Origin of the sequence: Aquimarina acroporae (assembly GCF_023195925.1) — a bacterium.
Classification (GTDB): domain Bacteria; phylum Bacteroidota; class Bacteroidia; order Flavobacteriales; family Flavobacteriaceae; genus Aquimarina; species Aquimarina acroporae.
In genome coordinates, this window is sequence record NZ_JALPRE010000028.1 from 1 (window position 1) to 13676 (window position 13676).

Annotated in this window: 5 protein-coding genes; all 5 read right to left on the reverse strand. The window is 36.1% G+C overall.

Annotated elements, in window-relative coordinates; translation table 11 throughout:
• On the reverse strand, nt 1-747 hold a 747-nt coding region (locus M0D21_RS22655), incomplete at its 3' end, for a hypothetical protein (protein ID WP_248334109.1).
• A 76-nt stretch (nt 748-823) separates the two neighbouring features.
• Nucleotides 824-2884, reverse strand: coding sequence for a fibronectin type III domain-containing protein (locus tag M0D21_RS22660; protein WP_248334111.1), 2061 nt, complete (start codon nt 2882-2884; stop codon nt 824-826).
• 1 nt (nt 2885) lies between these two features.
• A complete protein-coding gene (locus M0D21_RS22665) occupies nt 2886-7790 on the reverse strand; it encodes an Ig-like domain-containing protein (RefSeq protein WP_248334118.1) in 4905 nt (1634 codons plus the stop codon).
• Between the two features lie 128 nt (nt 7791-7918).
• Nucleotides 7919-8473, reverse strand: coding sequence for a hypothetical protein (locus M0D21_RS22670; protein WP_248334120.1), 555 nt, complete (start codon nt 8471-8473; stop codon nt 7919-7921).
• Between the two features lie 10 nt (nt 8474-8483).
• Nucleotides 8484-13673: an HNH endonuclease gene (locus M0D21_RS22675; RefSeq protein ID WP_248334127.1), complete on the reverse strand. Its 5190-nt coding sequence runs from the start codon at nt 13671-13673 to the stop codon at nt 8484-8486.
• Between the last annotated feature and the right edge of the window lie 3 nt (nt 13674-13676).

The window sequence follows — 13676 nt, forward strand, 5'->3', positions numbered from 1 at the left end:
ACAACTCGTGTCACTAGGGGTCGGGGTGCCTACTAAATTAGGAGAACATTCAACAAACTGGAAACCCACAGAAGACTGATCTTTTGCAGATGTAGGGTTATCTACATATTTAACAACTAAATCAAAAGGTTCCCCTGCCTGTAAACCAGGAATATCTGCCATATCAAAAGAAAAAGTTCCCGGATGTTTTCCATAACTGAGCATTTCTCTTTGTTGCCCATTATACAAATAATCGACAGAATAACTTAATAACCCACAACCAAAAACCACTAAATCTGCACCTTCACAGACTTTAGCTCCCTCTGTAATTGTAGTTTGATTAAGCGTAGTTAAATCTTCTATCTTTGAAATCCCATTAATTCCTCTAGGAGTATCACAAAATCCCAAGTACTGGAAAAATGTACAACTCCCATCATAATCGTCAAAATAGATAGTAGTATCTCCGCATCTTTGTGCTCCTCCATCAATCATAGATTGATGCCCAAAACGATTCATCTCCACATTATATTCTATCACTTCGTCTTTAGTCATATTTAATGGATTGAGGTAAACAGCAGATCCAATATATAACCCTCCCAAACGTGTGTTGTTATTATAGGCAAAGATATTATAAGATAATACCTCGACTTGATTGTTGATTGGACGAGGCGCAGTAAGAGTTAAATCATACTCGACTTTATACCTATGTTGTGCCCATAAAGAATTAGAGCTTATGCATAACATTAAAAAAAATAAAACCTTTTTCATATTTCAATTAATTCCACTTTCTAGAGCCCCAATCTTATGAATGTATTTTTGCTTTAAAAGACCAATTACTGTTCTCTTAATACTTCACTTTAATCTTTTTTATTCCTGACGGAACATTTCCCTTAATAACAACCTGTAATCCATATACATATTCTGAACCCACCTCAAGTTCTATATCTTGATACCTAGTCGTATTTCCATCAAATGTTTTAAACAGTTTTAATTGTTTTTCACTCTCTCCTCTATACAACCGATATTCGGCAATTGCATCATTCTTAACTTTCCATGACAATTGAATAAATCTTAGTTCTCGATTAGAAACTCCCGATAACTTAATATCTTCTACAGATACTTTTTCTGGCGCAATATTTACCTCAAAAGGGTTTGCGGGCGAACTTTCGAGTCCTGAGTTATCTTTGGCAACTACAGTGTAGCTATATATTTTGTTAGCCACAATAGCATTATCTATGTATTCTACATTTTCTATTGCTGTGATTTCAGCTACATTTTCCCATAACCCATCAGATATAGTCATATCCTTACGATATATAATGTGAGCTATCACATCTTTACTACTACTAGGCACCCATGATAGTTGTACCCCATCATCAGTAACCTCATAAGTTGATATTACCGGTGGGGAAGGAGGGATAAGATCAGGTTTATCTATGGCTAGCATTTCAGAAAAACCAGAGGCATTATAGCGTTGATCTTCAGCGATGATTTTGTAATATATTTTTTGATTCATATTCTTTACCGCAATCGTATCGGTATAGCTATTTTTTCTAACCACTGATCTGGTAACCTGAGCAAATTCTGCATTAGGATTATTGGCGCTATATACTCTATATCCGGCTAAATCTTCTTCAATATTGTCTGCCCATGACAACTTTACAACACCCGTAGTATCTATCACACCTGTTAATCCTACCGGGGACTTTGGAGGAATGGAATCTATTGGCTGTACCAATGACGGAAAAGAAGCACTTTCGGTTCCATTTTTGCCTTTAGCAACGATAACAAAATAATTTACTCGCTTTAAACCTTGAAATTTTGTCCTTCTACTGGCAGGAGCAATATCGGTCTTTACGGTCGTGAATGGACCATCATTTTTTATTCCTCTTCGTAGTTCGAATCCGGTAATTAATTCATTTGCTTTTTCTTCAAACTGCCAATCTAAAATTACCGTATTATCATCTGGAATTTGTTTTTGAGTAATATTAGGTACAAAGTTCAACCCTTTTTTTGCGGTACCTTCTAGTACATCTGATGGAGGTCCCATTTCACCAAAAGCAGTTTTTCCTTTTACCCTATAATAAAAGGTTTTATCATTGGGAATAGAATCACTATAAAACAATGATATAGAAGTTTCATCTTTTGGCTGTTGTGCATTAAAAATGGGAGAACCATTAAGTTTTGAGAACAGAACTTTATCTTCAGATCGTTCAACAATGTAATTGGTATATACATTCTGTAGTAAATCAAAATTCCAACTCAGCACAGCATTACTGTCTCCAAAATCTCCTACTAAACCAATAGGTTTAGGAAGCTCTTCATACAAATCGGGACTGGTAAATATAGAGCCTTCACTTATCGTGATGTCACTTTCTGCAGGAAGACTTACACTAATCTTATACAAATACTTCTCACCTGGTTTGGCATTTGTATCTACAAAACCCCATCCCGCCATTAAAGCCGCTTCATAACTTTGCTCTGCAGCTACCAAGGCAAACGTAAATCGTTGTTCTAATTCTTGGTTAATGGCTATTATGCTTTCCATGGTACTCATTGCATCGACCTTAAAGCTCTCACCATATAAAGCCTGAGCTACCACAGCTGCATTTTGGTCTTGCTTAGCCAAAGTTTCCCACTCCATAAGCGGTTTAGGTTTCAAAGCTGTAGGAGTAAGCGACTGACTTTCTTTTGGTATTACAGCTTCTCCATTTCTCGAAATTGTAATCCGTTCTATTAAAAACCCATACTCATTAGCTTTTTTCCAGGCATTAGGTTCATCGACTGCCCAACGTAACATTACTTTATCCTGCAATGGTCTAGCAACTACTTGTATAGATGGTGCCTTTTGAGCAAAAATCTGTACTGAGCTAAGTAAAACAATAAGCAGTATATACTTTTTCATCTTAATCATTACTGTATTTAATTTCGTATCCTTTAGAATAAATATCTCCTGGTGTTCTATAAATAAGCTGAGCTTTAAAATCACCTAAAGGTAAAGGAGGGAAAGGTGTTTCTATTAAATATTCATATCGGTTATACATCGCCTGATTTGCGGTTCCCTGATTTACATATCGATTAACAATCTGATTTCTAAGATGTACCATATCCAGCTTATATCTATGTGGAAGGTTATAAACAAATGGAATACGATTTTTTACCCAATATGAACTCGGATTATCTTCATAATTTGAAGTAAATTCGTTTCCGATATAAAAAGATCGAATTGGAGGAACCCCCATGATTGCTTCATCCCGGTTTACTCGAATATCTCCATCTAACGGGTAATTCTGATATATCAATGGATATACTTTTCTTTTATAATATGAATCCTTCAGTTTGGCTTCTGCATAGATTAAAGATTTCGAAGCGGTATATTGATTTCCAGTAATTTCAGATTTATCAAATACTTCATAATTTGCAACCTCAATAGAAAGCGAATGTATATCTGCCTGAATAAAATTTGTTACATGATTGGTAGTGCTAAAATCCTGAACTTTTTCCTTAAACGTGGCATACTTACTTGTTCTAAACGTATAATCAAGAATAGACTTGGGAGCGGCATTAGCAACTTTTACATTGGCCGCTTTTTTATTGGCAATGGTAGCTGTTCCCGAAGTATTTACGGTTTCTGTGTTTCCACTAGCCGGATCATACCAACTTGTATCTCCTTCTCCTTCATCATAAGTGATCTCGGTTTCTTCTACCACTATTTCTGACGGTACATCCTGACCTGCAGGAAAAACATTTAAGTTAAATACAAAATCAGAGTTTAGATCCATTTCAGGAACTGTAAAATGAACCATGGCTTTTTGTATATCATAAGAAACATCGGTCCTACGAATCATTCCTGTTTGAGATTTAAACTCTGCCTTTATATTATACTTACTTTGGAATAAGTAATCTTGATTTTGTTTTAATTTCACATAACCTTTTTCATATTCTTCGGGGTGGAAATTCTTTTGTTCTTTCACCGGATACAAATACGTAATATTACTCCAGGGAATATAATCTGGAGCCTTTTCGGTAGTAAATGTAATTACCTGCTTTTCTGTAACTAATTTGCCATTTTCTGTAAGTGTTTGGAAAGTGCCATTTACGCGCTCTTCAAAACTTACCTCAACAGTAACAGTTACTTTCTTTTGTGACGGTAATGTTTTTCTTGGTAAAAATGTAACAGCGTCGTTGGTATCATTCCATTCTAGTGTTCCCTCAAGGTTTTTCCCTTCAGAAGATACCGTAAAATCTTTGAGTTGCAGTTTAAAGAAACGAATGTTTTCATCGGTTTCTACTCTAAAGATTTTATTCGCCTGATAATTGAAAACTGCCTGAGGGGCGGTAAAGACATCTACTTTATTCGAGCCGTCTGAAGGACTTATATCAGAGATAATTGGAACCCCAACCGAGCCGGCCATACTTTCGAGTACACATTCTTCTCCAAAATCCACTTTAAGTCGCATTCTACCCGATACTAATCCACCCAGAATACTATAATACATTCCTACATATCCTTGAAAATAGGCTGGGTTCGGGAATTGACCCCGTAGCATCGCTGCTATACCAGCCTCGGCAATTTTAAACCGTCCTTTTATAAAGAACAGGTCTACCTGAACTCCAAATTCGCCATATAGATATGCATATATTTGCCCCATAGAGTACCAACCATCGTTCCCCACCGGACCAGATCTGCCTCTACATTTAGCATTCGGATAATAGGCGTGCATTACATCGAAACCTGCACCTACTTCTAAGGATGCATAGAAAATAAGGAATTCAAATTTACGTCTGTAGGTAAAACTTAGGCCGAAAGCAAAACCCCTTGCAGCTTGCAATTGTCCCTCTTTCCTGTTTCCATTTAATAAATCTGATCCCAAAATCTGTACTACTCTTGGGTGAGGATCTAATTGATCGGGTAATTGGGTTCCGGTCATAAAATACCCTCCTACTTCAAACTCCTGACTACCGACTGAGAATACTAGCGACAATCTACGCTGCGGTGTTCCTACATGTAAATACCACTCATCTGGACCTGTATGAATTTTTGCAAATCCAGCAAAGTTATCTGGACCTCCTCCACGTACTCCGGTGGTTTTCATGTATAATTCAAACTCTCCATCGAAAGTGCCATTTACGAAGTCTCTTTCTATACCCACATAAACTCCGATCTTTCCCTGAGAGGCTATTTCTCGTTTCGGAATTGCCTTTTTTGATAATCCAAGGTAATTCCCATACTTCATTAACTCTTCTACGAGTTTTGGGTTCTTACGAGCAAAATCGTTAATTTTTTGTTCAAGTTTAGTAAGATCTCTTTTTGAAGCCACTCCACCGTTTTTACCTTTCGACATAAAGGCTCCCTCACCTGTAAACCCAATTCTATTAAGCCCTCCATTGGTATTGTACTCCATTTCGAGATAGGCTTTACCACTGAAGGCGTCTGCATTTTGGGTACTAATTTCTACTCCGGCTCGCAGGCCTAAACCAAATCTTTCATCAGGTTCGTAAACAGCTTCAGAAGGAGTAAAACCACTAGGGTTACCACTTACTTTTCGCATTCTATTCGAAAGTCCTCCCACAAAAGAGTTGATGAGTAATTTACTTTGTCCACCTCCTTTACTGTCGGTCCAAACATCAACAAACCAATACCTAAAATCTTTAGATCCAAACATCGCTTTGGCTTCAGCAGTAAAATTAAGATCATTAAAGGTAGCCATAAGATTTCCGGTAAATCCATCACCATAGGTAGGATCGTCTTCCATCACTTTAAGACCTCCTTTTAACTCGAAACCTCCTTTTTCATAGTCGATTTCTATTTCATCTATTTTTACTTTATGAAATCTCCACTCATGTACGGGTGCATCTGGTGCTAATTTCCCTATGATCTGTAATCCTGTAGTAGCATGAGAACCTTCTTCATCAAGATTAATAACCAAATCAAAAGATAACCCTACCTGATCTGTCGCTGGGGTTATCATTTGTAAGTCCTTTATGGTAGCTGGAAATAACATGAGATTAATATCTCCATCATATCCAAAATACTTGGCTTGTATTACTTTTTTACCAGGCTCTGTATTTAATTCAAGTTCCTGAAAGGTCACTCCTCTCATCGAAAATGCTTTACTATCCTTTTCCTCGGAAGCATTGCTGGTTTCTGTAGATTCGGTTCCCTCATCCTGGCCTATTTTACCTGCGATGGATAGACTACCAGTAAGATTGGCAAACGGATATACTTTTTTCTCTTTAACTTTTACCGCTACACTTGAGTTCTTTTCAAGCTGCATTTTTCCAAGAAAAACAGGAGTATTATATTCTTCTTTTAAGGTCACTTCGAGTCCATATTCTCGAGGGGCTATCCACCCTTTGTAACCTAATTCCGATTTCATAATTGGCACTTTTATATCTCCTCTGAGCACACCTTTTTTTAAGGAATTTACCTCTAAAGTTACCCCTATTGAGTCTATAGAAAAGCCCCATTGACCTGCAGCCCCTTCTCCTCTTTGCAATACATTCTTACCATAAAAACTACCTGAAATACCGTAGCTATCGATAATTAAGTGTTGCGCTCCAAAGGCCACTCGCTTTTTTCCTTGTTTTAATTTTTCGATCCCTTGTGGCAATAATACTTCTACTTCTTTGGCATACACTCCTCTCCATAAATTGCGATCATCTAGGGGGAATAACTCTTCATATTTTTCGGGAAAAGTTAAGTTATCAGCATTTCGGGAATCACTAAGATCTAGTACCGCTTGTTCGATATGGAATCCCCATCCTTTGAAACCTACCACCTCAAACCTTGGTAATGATACTTGTAGTAATAGATCGTTCCAACCTGTAGCATTTACCTTAAATGAAGTGCCTACATAACACTTATTATCGACGGTAGTTGTATTTTCTACATATTGATTTTCTTTGCTATCACCGCATACATAGTTACCTTCGTCGTCTATAGGGAGCAATACATTACGTGATACTCTTAGGTCTCCTTCAAGTCCAATAGATTTTAGCCCGGTACAGTCGAACTCTACATAGGATTTCTCGCCAAACGCTCCAGTTTTTAGATTGACATCTCCTTTGAGGGTTAACAACCAATTATCACCATTTATAGGAAGTGCAGTATCACCCAGCAATACCAATTTCATATCTCCAATAATAGCTCCATCATTAGACAGTTTAATACCTTCTGCACCAAAATACAACTCACTCGTTGGTTTTCCATCTTGACTTTTTACCGGGATAATAAGCCGTGCCCAAGCATTAAACTCTGCATATTTAGGTAAGAATTTTACTTCTGTAATCGCCAATTCTACCCTATTCCCAGAGGTAGAATCTTTTTTACTTAACCCAACTGGTAACTCTAACAATTCTTTCCCGCTAATAACCTCAACAAAATTTTCGAGTTGCTTAATCGCATCAAAAGCTGCTTTTGCTTTTTTAACCAAAGTATCGGCCTTCGGATTTCTAGAAAAATTCTCTTCCAGATACGCTTTATTGAACTCTGGAGCTCTATTAGCGACAGGAATCATAAATGGTTTTTCCTCGAGATGGGCCGCATCGAGCTTAGGAAATGCTCTAAACTTTTTGGCCAAGGTAGGTGCGGTTGTAGTACTTGAAATACCTAACACTCCTTTTTTAAGCAACAGTTTTTGTTGAAGTTGCGATAGGTGCGTTGTGTTTACCAAACCAGATGTAGTGGTGTCTTTTTTCTTTACAGGATTAACCACCGAATCTTTGTGTGTAACAACTCGCTCTCCTACCGCACCAAACATAAGTATGGGAAGCAAGAGCATAAGTATAAGTAGGGAATAGTTTTTCATGTGTTTATACTATTTTAATGGTCACCCTTAGACTAAACTAAGTACCGGTTCGGAACTCGCCAAAGAATCACTTTTATGGTGTGCTAAAAACTTAGTTATGTTTTGTTTCATGCTATTATTCGTTATTTTTATTTCTCCCGTATTCTCCAAAAATCTTCACCCCAGTTTTTGAAAAGGTAGTCGTAACTATCTTCAAAATCACTAAAATCCTTAGTAAAACGTAGTTTTTTTATAAATTCAAAAATATCCACAGCTACTTTTTTAAACTTAACCGCTGAATCAGCATTATACAACCACACTTCGTCACTATTTTTATTTTCGTCACATCCAATATATAACCCACCAAAACCAGCTTGACCTAAATACCCAATTCTAATAAGTTTTTTTTCTGCCCACTCAACATCTTCTTTTGAATTTCTCCATTGAACAAAAATCTGTTCTACATTTAGGAAATCATTCAAAAAGATTTTTTCACTCTTCAATTCAAAAAAAACTACTCCTAGCTGACCGAAATCATTATCTTCATCCAAAAACTTATCTATTCTCAATGCATTCTCACCTAAATCAAATGATTCTGCAAATTTTCGGAAAAGGAAAGGTAATTTCAATCCAAACTCAACTTCCTTCTCACTAATATTTATATCGGAAATAATTGTCCGTAAAAAATCAAATCCTGTTTTCATTATACTTTTATTAATATGGTGATTTAAATAGTCCCTTCAAATATTTAGCAATTATTGATGCGCCACCAGTATGAGCTACTTGGTTATGAGCATCTGATACAACTAGCATGATTGTTTTACCATCTTCGTGATGATGCCATGTGTATGTATTAGTTTTTCCATTTATCGTTAATTCAACATTTGTTGATTTCGACTTTATTTTAATATTTGGATCATTCTTAAATTTATTTTTAAGCCATTTTGTAGCTGTTGAAAAATCTTCATGCCCTCCAGTTAAATCATCAGTTTTAAGAGCAAATTCTCTTCCAGGTCCAAATTTTGAGTCTAAAAAATCAGCATATCCATACTTGTTAAAATAAACATCATATTTATCGTTCCGAGTTTTAACTGTGAAGTCGCCTGTTGCTTTCTTTCCATTTACCACAGGCCTATTACCAGGTAATTGGAAGTTTTTTGATGAATACAATTCATCCAACTTCTGTAATTGTGTGTCAGATAGTTTATCTAATCGTCTTAGAAGTTCTGCGTCTGCAGCATTATCTAAACGGTTTAAGAAATTTTTGGCATTATCTAAACCTCCTATACGATCTAATTTGGCTATAATTTTGGTTTTACTAACCGATCCTGAGATTACTCCTTCTATTTTATTAGTTATAGAGAGTTTGTTTGCGTTAACTTCTGAGCCATCAGCAAATTTTATCTTTATCAGTTCGTCATCAGCATTTTTCGCAGTCAAAGTAAGATCTCCGCTAGTATGATCAAATCTTACTTTTTCGGTAAACTGACCATTTTTATATTCCCCCCAAACTTCTGGTGTATCTGAATTTGATCCTGATCCCGCTTTTTTAGTATATCCTTTACTTTTTGCCCATTTTCTTAAGGTTCTTACATTATCCTTAACGGTTTGAGAAGATCCTTGAACGGCTTTATTAAATCCAGTGACTTTATTCTCTACCGCAATTATGCGTTTAGTAAGATCTTGATTTTTGGTAGGAATTTTGAACTTTTTAAAGTTTTTAGATAACGCTTTTTGAGCTTTAACCACCGCATTACCAATAACTTCAAATTCTAAAAGATCTCCATACATTTTAAGGAATTGTATTCCATAAAAGAAAGCTGATTCACTATTATGCAGAGCGACGTATTGGTCATATCCTTCAGATATATGAATTGGTATAGCTGTACCCGCAGCCTCATTTCTTTTGATTTCTCCAATATAATTACCTGTAGCCTCTAAAAACTCCCTAACCTTAAAGTCCTTAATACTGTAATGATATTTTTCATATGCTCCTAGGGCCTGATATGCAGCTATAAATTGTTTCCTTTGAGAAAGTTTCTGCTTCAGAATTATTTCTATTCCTTCATCTGTTCTTCTGTTATTAATAAAATCAATAAACTTTTTCTTCTGCTTATCTGTAAAATAATCTGGGTATTCAGAAGTAATAGAGGTAAACAAATCTTCTATAATATCCAGTTGAGATTCAATGATTTCTCTACTCATCAAATCTGGAACATCAAACGAAGTATAATCAAATGTATGTTTGTTGTAATCTTCTGGTATTCCTTCCCAAGGATCAAAGTTTGATATAAGTACGTCTATATCATCAATATAATAAGCGTCATCCTTTGTGTATTTATAATGTTCAAAACTTTGTTTAAAATCCGAAACAGTAAAAATTTCCTTGTCTTTTAAGACCTTTACTAATAAGTTTCTTCCATAATGTCTAGAGTAATCTTCTACACTCGCATCATATTTATACAAAAATGCCCACTTCGATTCCTTAATGAGATTTTTTAAATATCTTGCTAAGATCTTAATCTCTTCATATTTGGGATCACTTTGATCAATGCCTTCACTTAAATCCAAAATGATTTTCTCTTCAGAAAGTCCCCTTGCTATAAGATTATCACCAGGTAAAACATCTTCTTCCTTCTTAGAAAATGGACATTTTATTTCTTGGGTTTTGCCCGACTTTACAACAGTACCATCTTTTCTTACTATCTTATAATTGCCACTCTCGTCAATTTTTACTAATACTCCCCTAGAAATATCACCTTCTTGAGGAGTAATTAAATCAATAGAACTTCTAAGGTATCTTCCAGAAAATACAGGCTTACCATCTTTCTTATAAATTCCATATAGATAAGAATGATTGTTATACCCTATCGCACCAACCCTACCATAGTACTCTCCTTCATCACTTCCCATAAAAGCAAGAGGTAAATAATCTGTATTCAAAACAATAGGATCACCTTTCATATCATAAAAATGATACCCTGCTTCTAACAGCTCTTTCTTCAGCTCTGTGTCTATACAAACATAGTTAGCGTATCCTTCACCTACTTTCTCCCCATCCTCCTCATCCTGGAAAATATAGAACTTAAGCTCTGGATTATGTATTTGCGCCCAATTCATATGGCTCAACAAATCACCATTGCCGTAATCCATCAACCAATTGGTTGCACCCTGATCTGTGTTAAATTTGGTAAATGGGTGTTGTAAAGCAAATACCCCATGTCCAATTTCGTGCGCAATAGTTTTTGTTACATCTCCTTTACCTTCTTCCGAAGCTGATGTTTTATTAGTAAACACAAAACCGTACTGGCGTTGTAATGGCATAAACCCAGCTATATCTTTAGAAGGAGTAATGTCATTAAATACAAAAACATAGTAGGTGTTCTTGTTATAATTACCCGCTTGTCTAAATGCCGTTGCAATTGCTTTTTGTTCTTCATTAAAAGCAGTTAGCCAAGGACTGTCACCAACATCTAGCCCGTTGGTTCCTAAAGTGTTTTTATCAAAACTGAATGTTTGGCCAATAGAGATATTTAGGGTAGCCACACCTTTCTTAAATATCTTACTTATATTATCGGTAATAGCCTGATCTATACTAGCATCGTTCACAGGTACCAATACGATATCTACTTTTCTTTCAGTAAGATGCCAAAGAGTAAATGCTCCTGCAGTTAGTTGCTTATTATCTTCAGTTTTCGAGGGGACTACAGCATATATTGTTTCATTCTCAAAAGTATAGTGACCATTTACGGTTACCTCTATGGTTCCATTATCTTTGACCTCTGCAGGTAGTTTTTCTCCTTGCTTGGTTTTAAAAACAATATCAGAAAGTTCATAGGTAGTATCATCTTGTTGTACCTCGGCTATAATGGTAGTATTTTGACCCTTTTGAACAGCTTGGTGTACCAGTGTATAATCTTCACCTTTGCTGTCTTTTATAGTAACATAATACTCTGCAAGTTTATCTTTTTGGTTTTCTGGCACTTGGTCAAAACCAAAAGTTCCAGATTCTTTAAAAGAAACGACAAGTCCTGGAGCTGTTAAAGACTCTAATTCACCATTTCGAGACACTCCATCTACATTATTTGATGAAACAATTCCTCCTTCATCTTTAATACCTCCCTGAGTAACGTTTCCTTGTTCATCTACATGATATACATCACCACTAGCATCTGTAATTACGGTATCATCGCCCAGAGGATAATCAAATCTTTCTCCATTATCAGGATTTGTAATTACTATTCTACCATCTTCAATGGTAATGTTCTCTTCGGTTATATCGAAATTGATATTGATTTCATCCAAATCATTATCTCCTTCAAAAATCTCACCTACAGATTCAACAATATCGGTTACCGTATCTATAGCCTCATCGACATCTACAATATTACTAAGCGTAGGATCGTAGGTTGTAATGACAGTACCTTGGGCAAGTTGCTTATCGGTGTTTATAAGTACATTGGTAAATTCTACTGCTACTTTTATACTTTTGAGATAAGGAACAGTTACATACCCTTTTCCTGTAAATCTCCCTTCGCCACCGCTTACTTCCAGTATTTTTACGGCAAAGTCTCCTGCCATAAATGTTTCACCGGTTTCAATACTAGGAATTGGATCTTGGTTTTCAAGATTAATATCTGGTGGAATCCCACAATTAATTAGTGAACTTTCATCCTGTTCTTCGGCAGTAGTAAAAGTATCTAGGGTGCTCCAATTACTTTCAGAAATGGCACATATCTTATTGACTTGATATTCGTATGTCGTATTTGCTCTAAGATCCCAAAGTGTCACCCAATTGGCAGAGGTTTGGCTAAAGAACCACTCTCCGTTATCCCCTTGTTTCCGATATCGAACATTAAATTTAGGGATTTCGGTGGTATAATCATCCCATGAAATATTTACTTGGTGTGCTCCCTTTATTTCTGTCGAGACCGATTGCGGAACTTCACAAGGCGTTGCATAACTAAAAGAATAAATTTCACTATATCCTTGGTTTTTAAACAGTCCTATTTCTTCGGTTCCTTGTTTTGCAATGGCCTGTACTCGCCATGCATATTTTTTATTAGATAAAAATAAGGGATCTGCCGGTCCATACACATAAGTTGTCGCTGTAGTTGTAGTTTGAAAAACTGGTGGAGAGCTTAAAAAAGCAGTTTGCGGGTCTACATAACTATCCCATATTTCAACAATACTTAGTTCGTATTCTACATTACTAACGTTGATATGTCGAGGTGTCCATTGAAAAACAATATTCTGCGGGTTTTGCTGCTCTATATTGGTTTTATTTAAAGGAGAAACCAAGAAGGGCGGTTCATTTTTGAAAATTACCGTAGTTGCGCAGCTTCGCGCAGATAATCTTCTTCCTGTTAATACATCGAATACTTCAAAACAGAATTGGTAAGCTCCTTCTGGAATTGGTTGTCCATATACATTGGGTGATATCCCAGTGATGTTTTCAAATCTGAAATAAGGAGCCAGTTCTACATTGGTAAGTGTTGTGGGAATACCTCCTTCCAAAAATATTGGGGAAGCACCTACCACATTGGTATTACTTTGAAAAGCAATACCATTTCCTTCAAAAAACGCTTTTAAACGAACTTCTCTATTGCTTAAGGTAAAATCGTTCAGTATAATTTGAACCCTTACCGGACTATTAATAGTTGTATCATCTGCATACTCTGAAAGAAAAATAGGTGCTGGGGGTATGGTCTGAGGAATAACCTGAACCGGGAATGATTGAGGCTGTGCCAAAACCTTAGTCGCGCTCAAAAATAATATTACATATAGAGCAAAATGTCCTCTAAAAGCATTTGTAACACCAGCAACCTTAGACGTAAAAGTGTTTTTTATAAAACTTTTAGTGTCTTTCAAAATTACCTCAACAAAAAACCAAAGCTTCTTCATACA

What these genes read in the sequence shown, in the direction of transcription:
- M0D21_RS22660 (WP_248334111.1), bottom strand. Translation starts at nt 2,884, where the DNA reads ATGAAAAAGTATATACTGCTTATTGTTTTACTTAGCTCAGTACAGATT.
- M0D21_RS22665 (WP_248334118.1), bottom strand. Translation starts at nt 7,790, where the DNA reads ATGAAAAACTATTCCCTACTTATACTTATGCTCTTGCTTCCCATACTT.
- M0D21_RS22670 (WP_248334120.1), bottom strand. Translation starts at nt 8,473, where the DNA reads ATGAAAACAGGATTTGATTTTTTACGGACAATTATTTCCGATATAAAT.
- M0D21_RS22675 (WP_248334127.1), bottom strand. Translation starts at nt 13,673, where the DNA reads ATGAAGAAGCTTTGGTTTTTTGTTGAGGTAATTTTGAAAGACACTAAA.